Source organism: Gordonia sp. JH63 (assembly GCF_009856645.1).
GTDB classification, from domain to species: domain Bacteria; phylum Actinomycetota; class Actinomycetes; order Mycobacteriales; family Mycobacteriaceae; genus Gordonia; species Gordonia hongkongensis.
Genome location: NZ_CP047235.1, coordinates 28,060 through 48,039 on the forward strand (window position 1 = coordinate 28,060; position 19,980 = coordinate 48,039).

11 protein-coding genes and 1 tRNA gene are annotated in these 19,980 nt (G+C 64.0%); 4 read left to right on the forward strand and 8 right to left on the reverse strand.

Features of this window, described 5'->3' with window-relative positions; translation table 11 throughout:
• Window positions 1-5: 5 nt before the first annotated feature.
• The 7 genes from pknB to GR168_RS00190 all read right to left on the reverse strand — a co-directional run bounded on the left by pknB (window position 6) and on the right by GR168_RS00190 (window position 9,864).
• Window positions 6-1,952 carry a Stk1 family PASTA domain-containing Ser/Thr kinase gene (pknB, locus tag GR168_RS00160; protein ID WP_159369731.1) on the reverse strand — a complete coding sequence of 649 codons (1,947 nt, stop codon included), beginning with the start codon at window positions 1,950-1,952 and terminating at the stop codon, window positions 6-8.
• 92 nt (window positions 1,953-2,044) lie between these two features.
• Entirely contained in the window at window positions 2,045-3,415 is a 1,371-nt protein-coding gene (locus tag GR168_RS00165) for a protein kinase (protein WP_159369732.1), read from the reverse strand.
• The gene (locus tag GR168_RS00170; protein ID WP_159369733.1) at window positions 3,412-4,911 is read right to left on the reverse strand and encodes a penicillin-binding protein 2; all 1,500 of its coding nucleotides are present in this window, start codon (window positions 4,909-4,911) and stop codon (window positions 3,412-3,414) included. The genes GR168_RS00165 and GR168_RS00170 overlap by 4 nt, the downstream gene beginning before the upstream one ends.
• The gene (locus GR168_RS00175) at window positions 4,908-6,341 is read right to left on the reverse strand and encodes an FtsW/RodA/SpoVE family cell cycle protein (protein WP_065630650.1); all 1,434 of its coding nucleotides are present in this window, start codon (window positions 6,339-6,341) and stop codon (window positions 4,908-4,910) included. The genes GR168_RS00170 and GR168_RS00175 overlap by 4 nt, the downstream gene beginning before the upstream one ends.
• On the reverse strand, window positions 6,338-7,846 hold the full coding sequence (locus GR168_RS00180; protein WP_078114067.1) for a PP2C family serine/threonine-protein phosphatase: 1,509 nt from the start codon (window positions 7,844-7,846) through the stop codon (window positions 6,338-6,340). Before GR168_RS00180 ends, GR168_RS00175 begins: the two co-directional genes overlap by 4 nt.
• On the reverse strand, window positions 7,843-8,307 hold the full coding sequence (locus GR168_RS00185) for an FHA domain-containing protein (protein ID WP_058253019.1): 465 nt from the start codon (window positions 8,305-8,307) through the stop codon (window positions 7,843-7,845). Before GR168_RS00185 ends, GR168_RS00180 begins: the two co-directional genes overlap by 4 nt.
• A 222-nt stretch (window positions 8,308-8,529) precedes the next feature.
• Window positions 8,530-9,864, reverse strand: a complete 1,335-nt coding sequence (locus GR168_RS00190; RefSeq protein WP_058253020.1) for a DUF3662 and FHA domain-containing protein — start codon at window positions 9,862-9,864, stop codon at window positions 8,530-8,532.
• A gap of 277 nt (window positions 9,865-10,141) precedes the next feature.
• Here GR168_RS00190 and GR168_RS00195 point away from each other — a divergent pair.
• Window positions 10,142-10,227 (forward strand) — tRNA-Leu (locus tag GR168_RS00195).
• Between the two features lie 178 nt (window positions 10,228-10,405).
• Here the strand turns inward: GR168_RS00195 and GR168_RS00200 are convergent.
• Window positions 10,406-11,191 (reverse strand): abortive infection family protein, encoded by a 786-nt coding sequence (locus tag GR168_RS00200; RefSeq protein WP_058253021.1) that lies wholly within the window; start codon window positions 11,189-11,191, stop codon window positions 10,406-10,408.
• A 155-nt stretch (window positions 11,192-11,346) separates the two neighbouring features.
• On the opposite strand from GR168_RS00200, the gene GR168_RS00205 reads away from it, so the two are divergent.
• Genes GR168_RS00205 through GR168_RS00215 form a run of 3 tightly spaced genes read left to right on the forward strand, consistent with a single transcriptional unit; the run spans window position 11,347 to window position 19,979 of the window.
• Window positions 11,347-15,408, forward strand: a complete 4,062-nt coding sequence (locus tag GR168_RS00205; protein WP_238994981.1) for a hypothetical protein — start codon at window positions 11,347-11,349, stop codon at window positions 15,406-15,408.
• A 12-nt stretch (window positions 15,409-15,420) separates the two neighbouring features.
• On the forward strand, window positions 15,421-18,882 hold the full coding sequence (locus GR168_RS00210; protein ID WP_159369734.1) for a helicase-related protein: 3,462 nt from the start codon (window positions 15,421-15,423) through the stop codon (window positions 18,880-18,882).
• Window positions 18,879-19,979, forward strand: a complete 1,101-nt coding sequence (locus tag GR168_RS00215; protein WP_058253023.1) for a Swt1 family HEPN domain-containing protein — start codon at window positions 18,879-18,881, stop codon at window positions 19,977-19,979. Before GR168_RS00210 ends, GR168_RS00215 begins: the two co-directional genes overlap by 4 nt.
• Window position 19,980: the final 1 nt, after the last annotated feature.

The window sequence follows — 19,980 nt, forward strand, 5'->3', positions numbered from 1 at the left end:
GACGATCAGTTGGGCAGCAGGCTCGCCTGGCCGACGATGATCGTGATCGAACCGCTCTTGCGGGCCTGGGACCCGGGATTCGGCTCCTGGCCGACGACGCGACCGTCGTCGGGGCTGCCGAGCGGCACGTTGCGGGTCTGCCGCGTCAGCGTCGACCGCTCCCAGCCGGCCCGCTTGAGATCGGCCTGGGCCTCGGCGGGCGTCTTGCCCCGGAGGTTCGGGACGGTGAAGAGGTTGCCCCGCGACACGCTGATCTGCACGGTGCTGCCCTGCTCTGTGGTCGACCCGGGACCCGGTGAGGTGCTGATGACCTCTCCGGCCGGACGCTCGGAGTCGGCCGCGACCACGACGACCATCATCCCGAGCTCTTCCAGCACGGCTCGTGCCTGACTCTCGGACATGCCGACGACATCGCGGACCGTCACCTCGCGCGGGCCGTTGCCCACATTGACGACGACCGCACCGTTGACCGGGACCTCGGCGCCGACGGCCGGTGCCGTCGAGACCACCTTGTCCTTCATCTCGGTCGTCGAATCCACGCGGTCGGTTCGCACGTTGGTGAACCCGAGCACCTTGAGCTGGTCCAGCGCCTCGGCCGGCGTCTTGCCCACGAGATCCGACGGCAATCGAACACGCTGAGGACCCGTCGAGACATAGAGCGCGACCTCGGATCCCTCGGCCGCCATCACGCCCTCACCCGGGGTCGACCGCGTGGCGAGACCGACACCGACGTCGAGGCTCGGTTCCTCCAGCACGCGGACTTCGAAGCCGGCCCGTTCCAGCGAGGCCTGCGCGTCGTCGGAGCTGAGTCCGGAGACCGCCGGCACCGACACCTCCGCCGCCGAGCCCGAACCCCACGGCGACCACAGGAAGAGACCTCCGACGAGCACCACGACGGCGAGCAGCGCGCCGGCCATGAGGAGCCGTGAGCGGCGTCGGGGTGTCTCCTCGGTGTCCTCGTCACGCCGGTGGTTTCCGCCGTTGCCGTTCGAGGTGCGGCCCGCGATCGGCCGACGCGGACCGGTCGTCTCCGTCCGGGTGGGCCGGCGCGGTCCGGTGTCGATGAACTCGGTGCGTTCCTCGTCCGAGAGCAGCATCGGCGCCGACGGTTTGCCACCGGCGAGCACCCGGATCAGATCGGCGCGCAGGTCGGCCGCTGATTGATACCGGTTGTCCTTGTTCTTGCTCATCGCCTTGAGGACGACGGAATCGAGTTCGCGCGGGATCTCCGGCCGGACGTGCGACGGCCACGGGGGATCCTCGTGCACGTGCTGGTGTGCGACCGCCACCGGCGAGTCCCCGGTGAACGGTGGCTCGCCGGTGAGCAGTTCGAAGAGCACGCACCCCATCGAGTAGATGTCGCTGCGCGGATCGACCTTGATGCCACGGGCCTGTTCGGGCGACAGGTACTGCGCCGTACCCATGACCGCGGACGTCTGGGTCATCGTCGACGTCGAGTCGCTCATCGCGCGGGCGATGCCGAAGTCCATGACCTTGACGGCGCCGGACTTGTCGATCATCACGTTCGCCGGCTTCATGTCCCGGTGGACGATCCCGTTGCGGTGCGAGAAGTCCATCGCCGCGGCGACATCGGCCATCCACGTCATCGCCTGCCGTGGCGAGATCGGACCGTTGGCGCGCAACACATCCCGCAGGGTGTCACCGTCGACGTACTCCATCACGATGAACGGCAACGGGCCGTCCTCGGTCTCGGCCTCGCCGGTGTCGAAGACCTGCACGATCGTGGGGTGGTTCAGCTTCGCGGCGTTCTGGGCCTCGCGGCGGAACCGGAGATAGAACGACGGGTCACGGGCGAGGTCGGCACGCAGCACCTTAACCGCGACGTCGCGGTGCAGCAGCAGGTCGCGCGCATAGTGCACCTCGGACATGCCACCGAAACCCAGCGTTTCGCCGAGTTCGTAGCGGTCGGAGAGGTGGTGTGGTGTCGACATCGGCCTCGGTGGTTCGCCCCTCAGGATCTGTGGTCAGAACGGGTCATTCGGAAACTATCGGCTCATACCCACGGCTCGCACTCGGTGACCCATCAGCACAGCGGTGAGAACGGTACGCCGGGGAAACACGGGGTCCCGGTGGCGGCACCGGGGTCCGGCGGCGGCTCGGAGGTGTCGGTCTGCTGACGCGGCGTGGTCGTCTCCGTCGTCGTTTCTTCGCTGGACGTCTCTTCGCTGGTGGTCGTACGGGTCGTGCGTCGAGTCGTGGTCGGCTCGTCGGGCTCCTCCGTCGGTTCCACCGCGGTCGTGGTCTCGACGACCGTCGTCGACGGCGGCGGCGGTGTCGCCGCGTCCCCGTTCCCGCTGTTCACCAGATAGAACCCGATGAGCCCGATGGCACCGACGAGAAGGGCGGCCGCGATGCCGGCCAGGACCTTCTGACCGGTGGTCCAGCTATTGTCCGGCGGCGGTGGCGCCACCGCGGTCCGCGACGTCGGCCGAGGAGTGACCGGCCGCGAGGCCGCACCCGTCTGTGGGGTGGCCCCACGAGCGACCGCGGCGCCGAGCGCGGCGGCCCCCGCTGCGCCTGCCGCGGCACCGGCGATCGCACCCGGTCGCGGCGGACGACGCCCGGCACGCACGGCGGCGACCGCGTCGGCGAACTCACCACCGTTGGCGTAACGCTGCCGCGGATCCTTGGCCATCGTGATCTCGATGAGCTCGCGGACCCCGGACGGCAGGTTCGTCGGCAGGGGTGGCGGTGCCTCCCGGATGTGCTTCATCGCGACGGTGATCGCACCGTCGCCGAGGAACGGACGACGCCCGGTGAGGGCCTCGTAGCCGACGACGCCGAGCGAGTAGACGTCCGACGCCGCGGTCGCCTCGTCGCCGGTCGCCTGCTCCGGAGAGATGTACTGCGCGGTACCCATGACCATCCCGGTCTTGGTGACCGGGGCGGAGTCGACGGCCTTGGCGATGCCGAAGTCGGTGATCTTCACCTGGCCGACGGGGGTGATCAGGATGTTGCCGGGTTTGACGTCGCGGTGGACGAGTCCCTGGCTGTGCGCGGCCTGCAGGGCGCGGCCGGTCTGCTCGAGCATGTCGAGGGTGTTGGTCAGCGACAACCGCCCGAGGCGGGAGATCACCGAGTTCAGGGGCTCACCGTCGACGAGTTCCATCACCAGGTACGCGAGCGGGTCGCCGCCGTTGTAATCCGGGGTCTCGCCGTAGTCGAAGACGTTCGCGATCCCGGGGTTGTTCAGCTTCGCGGTGGTCTGGGCCTCCGCGCGGAACCGCGCGATGAACTCCGGATCGCTGGTGTACTCGGCCTTGAGGACCTTCACCGCGACGCGACGATTCAGGCGCGTGTCGAGCGCCTCCCACACCTGGCCCATGCCGCCCGTGGCGATCAGGCGGATGAGTCGATACCGGTCGCCGATGGTGGTGCCGTTCTGCAGGCTCATCGACTGCCACCTCCCACCAGTGAGTTGATCACTTCTCGTCCGATCGGCGCCGCGACGGTCCCTCCGACCGAGTTCGCGCCGAATTGTCCATTCTCCACCACGACGGCCACCGCGATCTGTGCGTTCGACGACGGTCCGAAGGCGATGTACCACGAGAACGGGGTGTCCGTGCTCGATCCGCTCTCCGCCGTACCGGTCTTCGACGCGATCGACACCGGGCCGCCCGCGCCGGCCGTCGACCGCTCCGACTCGATCATCATCGACGTCAGCTCGGCGGCCTGCTCGGGCGTGATCGGCTTGTTGGCCGTCGTCGGCGGTGTGGTCTGCAGGGTCCGCAGGTCCGCGGCCTGCAACTTGTCGACCAGGTACGGCTGCATGCGCACACCTCCGTTGGCCACCGTCGCGGCGATCATCGCGTTCTGTAGCGGGGTGAGCCGGACGTCACGCTGGCCGATGGACGCCTGCGCGAGGACGTCGAGGGACGGGATCTGCCCGACCGTCGAGTCGACGACGGGCATCGGGATGTCCGGGCCGGGCTGGTCGAGGCCGAACAGGCTCGCGGTCTCGGTGAACTTGGGGATCGCGTCGGACATCTTCTCGGTCACCAGTTCGGCGAAGGCGGTGTTGCACGAGTACTTGAACGCCGTCTCGAGCGACACGGTTCCGCCCGACGACCCGGGGCAGGTCTCGCCGCCGTAGTTCGGGAGGGAGACGTCGGTACCCGGCAACGGGAAGGTCGGAGCTGCGGTGAGGCGGATGCCCGGGGTGATGTTGTCGCGCAGGGCCGCGGCCGAGGTGACGACCTTGAAGGTCGAGCCGGGCGGGTAGAGCTGGCTGATCGCGCGGTTGAGCATCGGCTGCGCGGTGTCGCCGGGCCGGTTCCACGCCTCCCAGCTGCTCTCGCGGACCTCCTGGTCGTGGCTTGCGAGCCGGTTGGGGTCATAGCTCGGCGTCGAGACCATCGCCAGGATCTTGCCGGTGTTCGGCTGCAACGCCACGACGGCCCCGCGGCACGGACCGTCGCACGGCCCGTTGAGCATGGCCTGGTACGCGGCCTGCTGCACCTTGGGGTTGATCGTCGTGACGACGTTGCCGCCGCGCGGGTCGCGCCCGGAGAACATGTCCATGAACCGCTGACCGAAGAGCCGGTCGTCGGAGCCGTTCAGGATGCTGTTCTCGTAGTGCTCGATCTGGCTCGCGAGGTACTGGAACGAGTAGAAACCGGTGACCGGGGCGAACGCCTCGGCGCCCTCCCGCGGGTACTGGCGCAAGAACTTCAGGCGGCTCTCGATCGGCACCGACAACGCGATCACCGTGCCGTCGGCGGTCGTGATCAGGCCGCGCTGCCGGGAGTACTCGTCGAGCAGCACCCGATTGTTGCGGGGGTCGGTCTTGAGGGCGTCGGCCTTGAACACCTGCACGTAGGTGGCGTTGGCGAGCAGGGCGATGATCATCACGATCACCGCCATCGACACATTGCGGATCGGCTTGTTCATCGGCGCTTCACCACCTGCGTCGGCAGTGCCTCGACGGGCTTGGCCGCGGGCCGCTTCTTCCCGGGATCGGGTTCCCGCGCGGCGTTCGAGATCCGGATGAGCAACGCGACCAGGATGTAGTTGGCCAGCAGCGACGATCCGCCGTAGGACAGGAACGGCGTCGTGAGACCCGTCAGCGGGATCAACTTGGTGACGCCGCCGACGACGACGAAGATCTGCATCGCGATGGTGAATGCCAGACCGGTCGCCAGGAGTTTGCCGAAGCTGTCGCGGACGGCGATGCCGGTCCGCAGCCCGCGGTGGATGAAGATCATGTACAGCAGCAGGATCGCGGTGAGGCCGGCCAGGCCGAGTTCCTCGCCGATGGTCGAGATGATGAAGTCGGTGTTGGCGAACGGCACGATGTTGGGCCGGCCAGAACCGAGTCCGGTGCCGAACAGTCCGCCCGTGGCCAGACCGAACAGGCTCTGCCCGATCTGGTAGCCCGAGCCGTCGAAGTCCTCGAAGGGGTTCAGCCACACCGAGACCCGGGTCTGCAGGTGCGAGAAGATCGACCACGCGAAGACCGCGCCGATCGCGAAGAGCCCGATGCCCAGCACCAGCCACTCGACGCGCGAGGTGGCCACGTAGAGCATCGTCAGGATGGTCGCGAAGATCAGCAGCGACGTACCCAGGTCTTTCTGGACCACCATGACGGCGATGGCGATGGCCCAGGCAGCCAGCAGCGGACCGAGGTCACGGGCGCGCGGGAGGTCGACACCGAGCACGTGCGGACCGGCGGTGATGAACAGATCACGCTTGGAGACCAGCACCGCGGCCGCGAAGATGATGATCAGGATCTTGGAGAACTCACTGGGCTGGATCGAGAAGAACGGCGTGATGATCCAGTTCTTCGACCCGTTGATCTCCGAGAACGCGCTGGGCAGGATCGCCGGGATGATCAAGAAGACCAGTCCGCCGAGGCCGAGCGTGTAGGCGTACCGCGAGAGTGTCCGGTGGTCGCGGATGAGGATGAGCACCGCGGAAAACGCCACGATGCCCAGCACTGCCCACAGCAACTGCTGATCGGCGTTGCGGGTCGCCTCGGTGGCGTTCACCGACTCCCCGGTGTTGCCCGTGCCGAGGTCGAGACGATGGATCAGGACCAGGCCGAGACCGTTCAGGACGGCCACGACGGGCAGCATGATCGGATCGGCGTGGGGTGCGTAGCGGCGAACCACCAGATGGGCGACCCCGAACAGTGCGGTGTACGCGGCGACGTACTTGAGGATGTCCCAGGTCAGGTTCTGGCCCTGGGCGGCTTGGACGATGAGCAGCGCCACCGTCACCAGGCCGATGGCGAATCCCAGGAGCAGCAGTTCGGCGTTGCGGCCGGTGCTCGTGGCGGGTTGGCGTGGCGGGGCGTGCGGGGCGGGCGCGGCTTGAGTCATCTCACCTGCTGCCGGCAGCTCGTGACGGCGTCCTGGTCAGGTGCGGGCGTGTCGGCCGGCCCGGCGTTGCCGGTGGACGGTGCCACCGATTCGGTGGCGCCCTGCTGCGGGATGCCCGGTGCCGGCGCCGCGGTCGCGCGGGGCGCCGGCGCGGACGGGTCAGTACTCGGTGTGGACTCCGACGGTGCCGGTGCCGGGGGAGTCGGGGTGGGCGACGACGGCGCGTTGTCACAGCGGAAGGTGAGCTCGTCGGTGACGACGCCCTGGATCTGCTGTTCGCTCCTGTTCCGGATCATCACGTTCTTGACCGACTGGGCGGGCCCGGACACCAGGTCGTCGACATTGAGCGGGAACTCGCAGGTGCTGTCGTAGGAGATGAACGTGTAGGTCGGTTCCTCCTGGTCGAGGTTCTCGACGCAGACCCGCTGGACCGGGTTGCTCATCGACAGGAAGAACACCTTCTCCGGCGAACCCTGGTAGACGAGGACGTCCCCGGTGTCGTCGGCGGCTACGTAGTAGTTGCTGCGCACGATGGCGCGGACGACGAAGATGCCGACGACCAGCGCGGCGATCACGGCCAGCGCGACACCGGCGACGATCCAGCGTCGCCACTTGCTCTTCTGCTTGGCCGGGGGCTCGGCGTCGGTCAGCACCGTCGGGCGTTGCGGCTCGGCAGGCGGCGGGCGCAGTGCGGCGGCACGTCCCGCGGCGGTCGCCGGGTCGGGGGTGTAGATCTCCTCGTTGCCGCCCGCGGCGCCACCGACGATCGGGCGCGAGTCACCGTATTCGGTGTCGACGACGTCGGCGAGGACGACGGTCACGTTGTCGGGGCCGCCGCCACGCAGCGCGAGTTCGATGAGTCGGTCTGCGCACTCCTTGGGGTCAGCGATGGAGCCGAGGGTCTCGGCGATGGTGTCCTCGGTCACGACGTCCGACAGGCCGTCGCTGCAGAGCATGTACCGGTCACCCGCGCGCGCTTCCCGCATGGTGAGGGTCGGCTCGACCTCGGTGCCGGTCAGCGCGCGCATGATCAGCGAACGCTGCGGGTGGGTGTGTGCCTGTTCGGCGGTGATCCGACCTTCGTCGACGAGGGTCTGGACGAACGTGTCGTCGCGGGTGATCTGGGTCAGGGCACCGTCGCGATACATGTAGCCGCGAGAATCGCCGATGTGGCACAACCCGATTCGGCTACCGGCGAAGAGAATCGCGGTGAGCGTGGTGCCCATGCCGTCGAGTTCGGGTGACTCCTGCACCTGCGCGGCGATCGCCTCGTTGCCGGCGCGGGTGGCGCTGTCGAGCTGGGTGAGCAGGTCGCCGCCGGGCTCGTCGTCGTCGAGCGTGCTCAGCGCGCGGATGACCAGTTGGCTGGCGACTTCGCCGGCCGCGTGGCCGCCCATGCCGTCGGCGAGTGCGAGCAGGCGCGGACCCGCGTAGAAGGAGTCCTCGTTGTTGGACCGAACGAGACCGCGGTCGCTGCGCGCGATGTAGCGCAACACAAGTGTCACGGGCGCAACTCGATCACGGTCTTGCCGATGCGGATCGGCGTGTTCAGCGGCACCTTGACCGCGGTTGTCACCTTGGAACGATCGAGGTAGGTGCCGTTGGTGGAGCCGAGGTCTTCGACGTACCAGTCGTCGCCGCGTCGCGAGAGCCGCGCGTGCCGCTCGGAGGCGTAGTCGTCGGTGAGCACGAGCGTCGAGTCGTCCGCGCGTCCGAGCAGGACCGGCTGCTGGCCGAGGCTGATCCGAGTGTTCGCCAGTGCTCCGTGGGTCACGACGAGGTAGCGGGCCGCGCCGCGGACGCCACCACCGCGGCGTCGTTTCTCCGAGCCGCCCGAGTACCGGGGCATACGCAGACCGCCTGCCGACGCGATGTCGGCGCGCAGGGTGCGGATCACGGCGAAGACGAACAACCAGAGCAACAACAGGAACCCGATGCGGGTCAGTTGCAGCACCAAGCCCTGCATGTCGTGTTCACCTCCAGCGCGTTCCGTCTCGGTCGGGTCGTACCCGCGGCAGCAGTCGTCGGACCGCCGATCGAAAGGAGCGGACCCGACTGCATCTTATGGGCAGATCCGCCGAACCCGGTCATTCGGATATGACAGTTCAGTATCAACCGGCCGGAGTGGACTCTGGCCGGTGTCGACCGCCGCGCGCCCGCGGTGGGCGTGCGCTCGGCGTATGCGGGTCTACTGGAACCGAACGGTGATGTCGGAGTGTCCGACGCGGATGCGGTCGCCGTCGGCGAGTTCCCAGGTGTTCACCTGGAGATCGTTGACGGTGGTGCCGTTGGTCGAGTTGAGATCGGTGAGCATGGCGGTCGCGCCGTCCCAGCGGATCTCCACGTGCCGGCGCGAAACGCCGGTGTCGGGAAGACGGAACTGTGCGTCCTGTCCGCGGCCGATCACATTGGATCCCTCGTGCAGCTGGAAGGTGCGGTTGCTGCCGTCCTCGAGGAGGAGGGTGATCGACGACGGGGCGTATCCGGCGGCCGGGCGGCCGGCGCCGTAGCCCTGGTCGTACCCGCCCTGGTAGTCGTACCCGGCGGGCTGCTGACCGTACGCCTGCTGGCCGTAGCCCTGCTGCTCATAGCCCTGCTGGCCGTAACCCTGGTCGTAGGCGGGCTGTTGGCCGTAGCCCTGGTCGTATCCCTGCTGTCCGTAGCCGGGCTGCTGGCCATAGCCCTGGTCGTAGCCGGGTTGTTGGCCGTAGCCCTGCTGGTCGTAGCCCTGCTGCTCGTAGCCTTGCTGTCCGTAGCCGGGCTGCTGGCCATAGGACTGCTGGTCGTAGCCCTGCTGGCTGTAACCCTGCTGTCCGTAGCCGGGCTGCTGGCCGTAACCCTGGTCGTACCCTTGCTGGTCGTAGCCCTGCTGGTCGTATCCCTGGTCGTAGCCGGGCTGCTGACCGTACTGGTCGTAGCCCTGTTGGCCGTAACCCTGGTCGCCCTGCTGTCCCGATCCCTGGCCGTACTGGTCGTACGCGGGATCGGCGCCCCTGCGCTGGTCGTATCCGGGATTCTGAGTCATCTTGGGGGCTCCTTGGTCGGGGGCGTCGGTAGGTGGGGGAACGGGGGCCGGGCGTCCGGCCGGCGGGCCGGGGACCGGTGCACCGTGCGGCTGTTCCGAACGTGCTGTCACCGGGCGGGGCCGCGCGTCCGGGTTGACCGTGCCGCGTGCGCGGAAGATCCCCGTGTGCAAGGACGGCGATTGCTCGAACTCTACGACGACCTTGCCGTAGGTCTGCCACCCGTTGTCCTTGATGAAGTTTTCCAAATGCTTCGAGAAAGTCTTGCGGTTCAGCTCGTATTCCGCAGCGATGTGCTGATGATCGGTGGGACTGAACAGCAGCGTGTAGCTGTTGGCCGCAAGGACCGTACCGTCACCGAGGTTCTCGAGCGACTCCTCGGCTTCTCGCTGTAGCCCGTTCTCGATCTCCTGCGGGGCCACCTGACCACCGAAGACACGGGCAAAACCGTCGTCAACTGCACCTTCGAGCTTGCGTTCCAGTCGTTGCAGAATCCCCACCGAGACCTCCTTTCGCGGCAATAGAGCGTGTCGCCGTGCATCTGGCCTTGTTTGATGATAGCGACATCAACGGCCAACTGTGCCACCAAGGCAACTGGTGCACCGTCTGCAACACCTGTCCCATTGGTGTGTATTCGGCATCTGACGTAACCCGACGTACTGCACAAATGCAACGTCGGAGATCGAGTTTTGTTTCGGACGTGGCGTGCTGCTATCGTCGTCCAGTCGCCGGACACACCCAGTTCGACGACATGCACACCGGAGTTCCGGTGGCCACGGGCGAGTGGCGGAATGGCAGACGCGCTGGCTTCAGGTGCCAGTGTCCTTCGGGACGTGGGGGTTCAAGTCCCCCTTCGCCCACCACGAGCGGTTTAGCTCAGAGCGGTACATCAGGTCAGGTTGCGCAAATGCGGCCTGGCCTCTTGTTATGTCTCGGTCGGTTCTGCAGCTCGTCAGAACCTTTGCTTGTCGGGACATGGGGGTGACGTGTCCCGTGCAGTGCGTATGCGGGCGATGAATATGGACCGACGAACTTCGGAGATCACGACTTCCGAGCTGGTTTCTCGATGTGGGTGTCGATCAAGAACCCGGCAATTGCAAACCCCGCGTTGACCGCGAGCTTCGCGTGCCGGGGTGCGGGACCAACGGAACCTTTACCGCGACCGTGAGCATCGCTGAGGGCATTGCGCATTCCGGCAAGACCACTGACGATTGTGGTAGCACCGTTGAGGATCTGCTTGATGATCTGTTCGGAGTGCTGGTCGGGCGAGACCTCCATCGCTGAGGCCGCAGCTTTGTACAGTTTTGCGAGGTCCCAGGAGTTCTCGTACGCAACAGACCTTTCGTCGCAGATGTGCTTGCAGACACTTTCCAACGTTGTGCGAGTAGCGGTGATCGCGCCGTCGGGGTCAGACGTCACCTTGCCCAGCGCCGCCGTCCACGACTTAGTGACTGCCTGCCAGTCCTCAAGCTTTTCCAAGCCTTGGCTGGCTGCTTTGGCGCCCGGCGTCCCATCGGCCAACAGGAGCGAACGGAGCTTCTCGATCTCCTCGTCTGCAGGCATTCCGTACCTGCTGGCACCGTCGTAGCTGCAGAGCTCGAGCAGAAAGGTCTTCTGCTGCTGCAACGGCATTGACTTGAGGCCAGCCTGGAAGATCTGCCACCGTGACATGGCTCCACCACCCCACCCCTGGTACGGGCCAAGCGCATCCGTGTACTCAGCAAAGAGATCGTGGATCTCTGGACCGCTGAATCCGGTGTCGCGCGCGAACATATCGGTGGCTAGCTTCAGGATGCGGTAGGGCAACCCGTTCGTCTTGGATGACACGTGCCCATTGTTGGCTACGAATCACTGGATCGCGTGAAGCTCCGTCGATTCGGTAGATCGGTGCCGCACTTCCCCCATTCCGTCGGCCGACGCCGATAAGGTTTCTGACCGGGCGGCACGAGGGCAGCCCGTAGGTGAGCCGGAGGAGTACAGCTGTGCGTTTGAGCGCCCACAAGACCGTGAAGTGGACTGTAGCGCCCGCGCCAGACGGGGTTGCTCCTGAGAAGGTCTATTTCGGCCCGGACCCGCACCACCTCGGAGGCTTCCAGGTTGCTGTCGCGCGTGCTGCTTCGGCACCGTCCCGGCAAGTGCTTCGAGAAATTTTCAACGCGCGCAAAGGCAAGACGCAGGTCCAGCTCATCATCGCAATACTTCACGACGAAACCGCTCACTTGTTTGGCCCTGACCCTCAGGCGCAGGCCGTTGAACTCCCGATCGAGCAGGCTCAGCGTCAGCTTCAGTCCGTGCTTGCTGAACCTGACGTGCTGGCCGCGACGGAGCGATACGCAGCCTTCCGGAAGGCGAACGACACTACAGGTGTCGTGGGCTTTACCAATAGTGGTCTGTTTGCGACGCATCACATTACGAGCAATGTCCCGAAGCGATCCGACTGGGAGGCTCTCGGCAAGAGCGCCGAGCCACTGCTCAGCAAGCGGGGTAGGCAGCTTGTCGAGGCTCTTGGGTTCGGCACGGCGCCAGGGCCAAACGGAACGATATTGCTTTCGACCGGTGGCCACCCGCCTCGCGCGGTTGCAGTTCTGCTGGACGACTCCGAGCACTTTGACACCAAGACCCAGCGCTTCCAGCTTTCGCCGGTGGCGTTCGGCCTGGCGGTGGCGTCGAGGCAGGGGGTTCCGTGGCTCCTCGTGCTTCGGAAGGACCAGATCAGGCTCTACCCTGGCCGCGACGGTGTCGGCGTTGGGTCCAAGGGCCAGGCCGACACTTTCTTCGAGATTGACTTGTCGACCATCGGTTCCGAACTTGCTGCCCTGCTTCCCCTGGTGTTCTCCGCGAACGCACTTGTCGTCGAGGGCACTGCGGACGAACTGTTGCGCGACAGTGCCCGTTACGCGACAGAGTTGGGCGCGCGCCTTCGGGAGCGAATTTACGGCGAGATCGTTCCTCCTCTCGCGGTCGAAGTCGCACATCGCCTTGCTAAGAACGCGGGTGTGAAACTCGATGCGGATGGACTCGCGCTTGCCTACCGTGTCACTCTTCACATCCTTTTTCGACTGATCTTCCAGGCATACGCCGAGGACCGTGGCCTTCTGCCGTCTGGCCGCAACGAGGCCTTCGACGCAAACAGCCTCAAGACAAACGCCCGACGATTACTCGACGCGGATACTAGCGACTTCGGAGACTCATCCACCATTTGGTTCGATCTCGTGCAGGTATGGAACGCGATCGATCACGGCAATCCGCAGTGGCAGATCCCGTCATACAATGGCGGACTCTTCTCCATCAATCCCGATCGCTCGCCCGAAGGCGCCCTGATAGCGAAGATTGAGTTGCCGGACACGGTGCTTGGTCCTGCGCTCAAGAGTCTTCTCGTTGATATTAACGAAGACGGGATACTCGGAATCGTCGACTTCCGCTCGCTGAGCGTACGGGAGTTCGGAACAATCTACGAAGGTCTCCTGGAGAGCTCACTTTCGCTCGCCGGAGAGGACCTAACCGTCGACAAGAACGGTACGTGGGTGCCGGCCAAAAAGAGCGATGATCTGTGGGCTCGTAAAGGAGAAGTGTATTTCCATACCGCCTCGGGAGAGAGAAAAGCGACAGGCTCTTACTTCACACCCAAAGTGGTTGTTGACCACCTCATAGAGCGATCGATCGTTCCTGCGTTAGATCAACATCTACAGAGGATTGGGGACCATCTCCTCGGCGGTGATTCCGCGGCTGCGGCGCGAGAATTCTTCGACTTCCGCGTTGCTGACCTCGCTATGGGGTCGGGCCACTTCCTTGTAGCAGCGGTAGACAAAATTGAATCACTAATGCGTACTTTCCTCACCGAGCATTCGGTTCCTGGCGTGACCGAGGAGCTGCACCGGCTCAAGACTATCGCGCGAGATGAGCTTGGTACCGACGACGTGGCGAAGAGTGAGGTCGACGAGGTCGGTCTTCTCCGCAGGCAGGTTGCCCGCCGTTGCGTATACGGACTCGATGTCAACCCAATGGCGGTGGAGCTCGCGCGCCTTGCACTATGGATTCACACCTTCGTGCCCGGCCTTCCGATGAGCAACCTGGACCATGGCCTGGTGAATGCCAACAGCCTCACCGGTATCGGGTCAATCGACGAGGCCGTCGACGCTTTGGTGGGCGTGTCGAATTCGTTTGATAGCACTTATCCAGGCTCTCCAGGTCTTGGGGATGGGCTATTCGAGCCTGCTGACTCGCTGTTCGCGGATCGAACGCCGAGAATCGCGAAACGGGGCGGATATCAAGAGTGGTTGCGGGACGTTCTTACGAACTATCTTGATTCAGCGAAACCCCTACTTGTTGATATGGCGAATGCTTCAGAAGCGAATAAGTCTGAGGTCGAGAAAGCTGGCGAACTCCTCGCACGTGCACGCGAAGCGGCCGAGCCAGCAAGGCGGATTTTTGATGCGGCTATAGCAGTGCGTTTAGGAAAATGGTCGACCAGCATCACGAGGCCGGAACATGTCAGCAGATTGACGGAGGCCAGTGAGCCTGGTCAGGTCGTCCGATCTCTCCACCCGGCGCACATGCCATATCTATTCCCGGAGGTGTTTCTCCGCGAGAGGTCTGGCTTCGATGTGATTCTCGGGAATCCGCCCTGGGATAAGGTGAGACATGAGCCAACATCATTCTGGGCGGTTCGCGACCCTGGCTTGAATGCGCTTCCTGATGTGCAGCGGAAACAGCGTATCGAATACCTTCGAGAGGCTCGACCGGTTGAAGCGGCCGAGGAGCGTGCTGAGGCATCCGCGCGTGAGGAACTCCAGGAATACTTCAAGAAGGCGTTCAGCTGGAGAGGCGGAACCCACTTGGAACTCGCACAACTATTTCTTGAGCGTGCGCTCCGATCTGTATCCATGGTCGGAGAGGTTGCTCTGGTCCTTCCTCGTCAATTCTCGGTGCTTGGGGGCTGGAAAAACCTCCGAAAGAAGCTATTTGATCGGCATGATGTCTTAATAGTCCAAGGACGAAACAGAGGAGAATGGCTCTTCGAGGGTGTTGACGCCAGGTACGCGGTGGTTCTTCTGAATGCTTCGCCGCATCGAGGACTTCCGATTTGTGTCGGGGTTGTCGGATCTGAAGTCGGCCTACGGTTGGTCGGAGGTGACACAGTCCTTATGTTCACCCGTGATGAGCTGGCTTCGATGTCGGATTCCAACGCAATTCCATGGTTTAACAACCCTGGTGATCGCCAGGTGTTTGACAAGATGCGCGACTATCCGAGAATTTCAAACCCGGGTTCATGGGTGCAGGGCGTGCACGATGCACGGTGGGACTTCCGCGGGACTGGTCCGGATCGGGCGCTCGCAACGAGAACCGACGAACCCGGGGCATGGAAAGTTATGATGACTCGGCACGCCGACGCATACGAGTTGCGTCCTGCCCCCGTCAAGCAGTTCATCACCGACTTCATGGGACTCGCTAGCAAGGGCCGCGGTATCGATGTCGAACCCAGCGGACCACCGGTTATCGGCGCAGAGCATCCGCTGGTGCTATTCCGTCACCCAAGCCGCTCAGACGATACGCGAACACTCATTGGAACTGCACTTCCGGATGAGGGATGGATCTACAACAAGGGGTATGTCCACGCATTCGCGCATTCGCCCGGTACCTCGGTGGATGCTCGCTTAGCCGTGCTCGGTCTGCTCAACTCGGTGATCGAGGATTGGTGGGCACGAAGGTTTGTTGACCGACACGTGACCGCGCCAGTCATTAATAACCTTCCTCTACCCAACCTGAGCCCGGACGATGTTACAGCGATAGCTGATCGGGTCGCCTCCCTCCTCGCACGATCGGGATACGTTCGGTTGGCCGGTGGCATCGAAGTCGAAGCGCGCGCGAATAGGTCTCCCTTCGGGAAGGCCACCACAGCGAGTCTCATCGCAGGCATCGATGCCTTGGTGGCCCGCGGCTACGGATTGACCACGGCGGATTTCGCGATCATTCGCGAAGACTTCTCTCCCAATGGCTATCCCGACGACGTGTTCTCGCTCGCCTGCATCGACATCGCCAGATAATCGGGAGAAACCATGACGCAGCTACCTGACTTTGCTACCAACCACGCGGCGAATGACGCGTGGTTGACGGTTGCGGACAAGGTAAACGAGTTGTTCTGTCGCTTGCGCGAGAACAGGGTCACAGCTCCACCCATTGCCATCGCGACTGCCTACGTAAACCCTGCGGGTTACGCGCTTCTCGCCGACGAGTTGGAGGCCGCTCCACGAGTGCGGCTGTTGCTCGGCGCTGAACCGGAGGAGGAGTCGGTTCGGGCGATCACCTCTGGTGACTCCGATCAAGATGCGCGTCGGGACGCGGCAATCGAACACCATCAAGCGTGGCTGAAAGCAGAGCGGGACACCATGGGCTTTGCGCGTGTTCCCAACGCTGAGGCGAAGCGCATGGTCGATTGGCTGAAAAGCGTTGATAGTCTGGGTAACTCGAAGGTTGAGGTGCGTCGCTACTCAGGAGGCTTCCTTCACGGCAAGGCGTATCTGGTTGAGGACAACGCAACGCAAGCGGCGATCGCTGGTTCGTCGAACATGACTTACGCTGGCCTAGCCCGCAATGCCGAGTTGAATCTCGGCACCGGTGGCGGGACTGGCGCAGCGGAGAAGGTGCGTGAGTGGTTCGAGCACTACTGGTCGCAAAGCGACTCGTATGACCTTGCTGAGCTGTATGGCCGCCTGTGGGATCCGCATACGCCGTGGGTGGTCTACCTTCGGATGCTTTGGGAACTGTATGGCGAGCATCTCGATTCTGATGAGAACCCTGAACCCCACACGCGCCTTGAGTTGACGCGCTTTCAGGCGGACGGGGTGGTGCGAATGGAGCGCCTTCTCGATGAGCACGGCGGTGTCCTGGTCGCGGATGAGGTTGGCCTGGGAAAGACGTACCTTGCGGGCGAGGTCATCTACCGAACAGCAAACATCAATCGGCAACGGGTGCTCATCGTCGCGCCGGCTGCACTGAAATCGTCGATGTGGGAACCATTTCTGGAATCCTACGACTTCAGCCGCTGGGTGAAGGTCTACTCCTACGAGGAGGTACGCAACCGTCTCGACGCGGACAGAGGACCGATTGACTCATTCCTCCAGGAAGTCGCGGACTATTCACTCGTCGTCATCGACGAGGCACACAACCTGCGCAACTCCGGTGCGCAGCGTTCAGGTGCTGTGGACCGCGTAATCACGGCGGGTGGGGCGAAGCGTGTTGTACTGCTGACTGCGACTCCGGTCAACAACTCCCTCTCCGACCTCGAAACTCTGGTGAAGTACTTCATCCGCGACGATGCCCGCTTTGCGGCCCTGGGTATCCCGAGCATTCGTGAGTACATTAAGCATGCGCAGGCCATGGACCCCGTAAATCTGACACCCGAGCATCTGTTCGATCTGATGGATCAGGTTGCCGTGCGGCGCACCCGAAAGTTCGTCAAGGAGCATTACGCCAATGAGCTGATCCGGGGCGCGGATGGCAAGCTGACCACTCTGAAGTTCCCGCAGCCCAAGGTTCGCCGGATCGACTACGACCTCAACGATGACGGCTTGGCGCTCATTGACGCGATGGTCTACGCGCTCGACGACCCGACCGATCCACACGCCTCACGCGCGTGGGAAGAACGCAGTCGCGATCCGCAGCGGCTGATGCTCGCACGATACCTCTCCAGCATGTACACGGTCGACCACGACTTGCAGGAATACCAGATCACCAACGCAGGCCTGCTTCGGTCCGGCCTCCTCAAGCGACTCGAATCCAGTCCACAGGCGCTCCACGCCTCTCTCGAAAACATGATCGCCTCCCACGAGAGCTTCCTGGAGGCGCTCGGAAAGGGCTTCGTCCTCAAAGGCGAAGCGCTGAGTGATTGGGTCTCCTCCGACTCCGACGACCTCGACGCCTTCGTGGCCGAATTCGACAACGACGAACAGATCGAATCGGTCGACGGCTACCACCTCACCGAACTTCAGGGTGACGTCGAGTCCGACATCGCTTTGCTCTGTGAGCTGCGAGATCTCGCCCACGTTGTGATCGAAGGTGTCGAGCCCAAGGTTGAGCAACTCATCGGGGAACTGACGACGATTGCGGCCGACGCGCAGCGCGTCGACCCGCGCGGTCTCTCGCATGCTGACCGCCGGAAAGTCATCGTATTCTCGGCCTTCACCGACACGATCATCCCCATCCACGACGCCATCGTGGCAGCAATCGAATCAGCGCCCGCAGGATCTCCGTTGGCCGACTACCGTGCTCGCATCGCCCCGCCAATCATGGGCTCCTACGCCAGAACCCACGAACGCGGAGCAACCGGCGGCGTCGACCAAGGAGGCCGAGCGTCAACCATCGCCGGCTTCGCACCCGCGACGGCCGGACCTCGAAACGCAAAGGGCGAGCCAGCGGCGAAGGACGAGTTCGACATCCTCTTCACCACCGATGTGCTCTCCGAGGGTGTGAACCTGCAACAAGCCGGGCAGATGATCAACTATGACCTGCCATGGAACCCCATGCGAATCGTCCAGCGACACGGTCGTGTCGACCGCATCGGCTCCAAACACGACTACGTCCACTTGGGGCTCTTCTTCCCGGCCGAACGCCTCGACGCCCTGCTGGACCTAGAGGCACGTCTTGAAGCAAAGCTGGCGCTAGCCGATGCGGCGGTCGGGGCAGGGAGCGTACTCCCGGGCCGCGGACCAGGTCACGAAGTGAATCTCACCGACGACCAAGTCGTCGACGAGTTCGAGAAGCTGCTCGACGCCGGTGGATCGAGTGCCTCACTGTCCGGCGAGGAGTACCGTCGGCGACTGTCCAGTGCGTTCAACATGGACCCGCTGCTGAAAGCCGACATCCTCAGTCTCCCCTACGGTTCGGGAAGCGGATTCGTGAACCCAGTGGTGAACGGCAACGGCTACGTCTTCTGTATCAAGATCGGAAAGAGCCCGAAGCCCTGGTTCAGATACGTGCCGGTCGACGACGACTGGTCGCTCCGCCACAACGAAGACGGCCAACCATTGATCTCCCCTGACACCCTCCTTTCCCTCCGCGTCGCCGATCCACAAAACGCCAGCGCTGATCGATGGCTCCCCGACGAGGTCTACGACCACGCATTCGACGCGTGGGAGGTCGCGCGCGACAGCGTCTACAACGTCTGGCAGGAGCTAACCGACCCGAACGCGTTCCAACCCGACCTGCCACTGTCCTTCCGGGATGCATACGCACTCGTGTTCCGGAAAGGTGGATATCTCGGTCGAGATGCTCAGATCGCGCTAGCCAATCGCCTACGCAGCGTCCCCTCCGCCAAAGTATCGCGACAGGTTCGTGGGGCCATCAACCAAGGTCGCACGGACGAGGAACGCATCAAGCTGATCACCGAGGTGCTCGACGAGGCCGGAATCAGCGAACCACCGCCACGCGAACCCCTCCCCGATGTCGAGAAGCACGAGGTCCGCCTCGTGACCTGGCTCGCTGTGAAAGGTACACGGGCACTTGAGGAGACAGCACAGTGACCTTCGATGCACGCCACTCCGTCGATCAGAGTCTGCACCACCTCGCGCAGCGACTCGACCCGATCATCGGCACCAAGTTGGCGCCCAGCCTCAGCGGCCTTCCATGGCCGACAGTCCTGAGTGAGCTCGACAAGATGAAGGGCAAACCACCCAAGTCATACTCGGCGGCGGACCTGCAATCGCAACTCAGAATGATCACCGAACGCCTCGGCAAACTCGGGTTCCCGTTCGACGACTACACACGCGTGGTCACCACACTTGGCAACGAACTGCGGATCGTCAGGAACCGGTGGGCACACCATGATGACCTGACGACATTGGATGCTTGGCGCGCAAACGATTTCGCGGTACGACTCCTAGAGCACTTCGGTGACGATCAGGGTGCCGCCGATGCGCGAAAGCTTCGTGACGAAGCCTTCGACGCCTTGGTGGAGGCGAAAGTCATCGCTCAGCACGTCGCACCTACGCTCCCGCAACCGCACACCGAGGCGCCGGAGCCCGGTGCCGAAGCTGAGCCGGACTCGGACGTCGTCCGCCCAGACCCTTCCGTGTTGACGCGCTCCGATTCCGCGAGCACCCCAACCATCGGCTCCGGACGGTCGGAGTTCGAGCCGTGGACAGTCGTCGTGGTCGGTGATGTCGATGTCCTCGACGCCTTGCCGAAAAAGGTCGCCAAGGAACAGGTCCGTGCTGCCGCAACTGAGATCGCCGAGTTCGAAGGCCCAATACACATCAACCGGCTCGCCCAGCTCACAGCCGCATCCTTTGGAGTCCGACGGCTTTGGCCGGCGCGCGAGAAGAAGCTGATCTACCAGATCAAGCAGACCGGGCTGGTCATCGATGATGACAAGTGTGTCTGGCCAACCGATCTCGATCCAGCGACGTGGACAGAGTTCCGGCCCAACGACAGCACTGTCGCCAGGCCCTTCACCGAGATCAGCCCGGCCGAGGTCGCAAACGCGATGCGGCTCCTGCAAGCCAGCACTCCGGGGATCAGCGACGCGGACCTCGACGCAGCCACCCTCCGAACCTTTGGGCGCAAGCGCAAGACGAAACAGTTTGCTGCGCAACTCGCGCGGGCTCGACATCTCCTTTAAT

Coding starts and splice junctions, on each gene's coding strand:
- pknB (WP_159369731.1), bottom strand. CDS start 1,952: ATGTCGACACCACACCACCTCTCCGACCGCTACGAACTCGGCGAAACG.
- GR168_RS00165 (WP_159369732.1), bottom strand. CDS start 3,415: ATGAGCCTGCAGAACGGCACCACCATCGGCGACCGGTATCGACTCATC.
- GR168_RS00170 (WP_159369733.1), bottom strand. CDS start 4,911: ATGAACAAGCCGATCCGCAATGTGTCGATGGCGGTGATCGTGATGATC.
- GR168_RS00175 (WP_065630650.1), bottom strand. CDS start 6,341: ATGACTCAAGCCGCGCCCGCCCCGCACGCCCCGCCACGCCAACCCGCC.
- GR168_RS00185 (WP_058253019.1), bottom strand. CDS start 8,307: ATGCAGGGCTTGGTGCTGCAACTGACCCGCATCGGGTTCCTGTTGTTG.
- GR168_RS00210 (WP_159369734.1), top strand. CDS start 15,421: ATGACGCAGCTACCTGACTTTGCTACCAACCACGCGGCGAATGACGCG.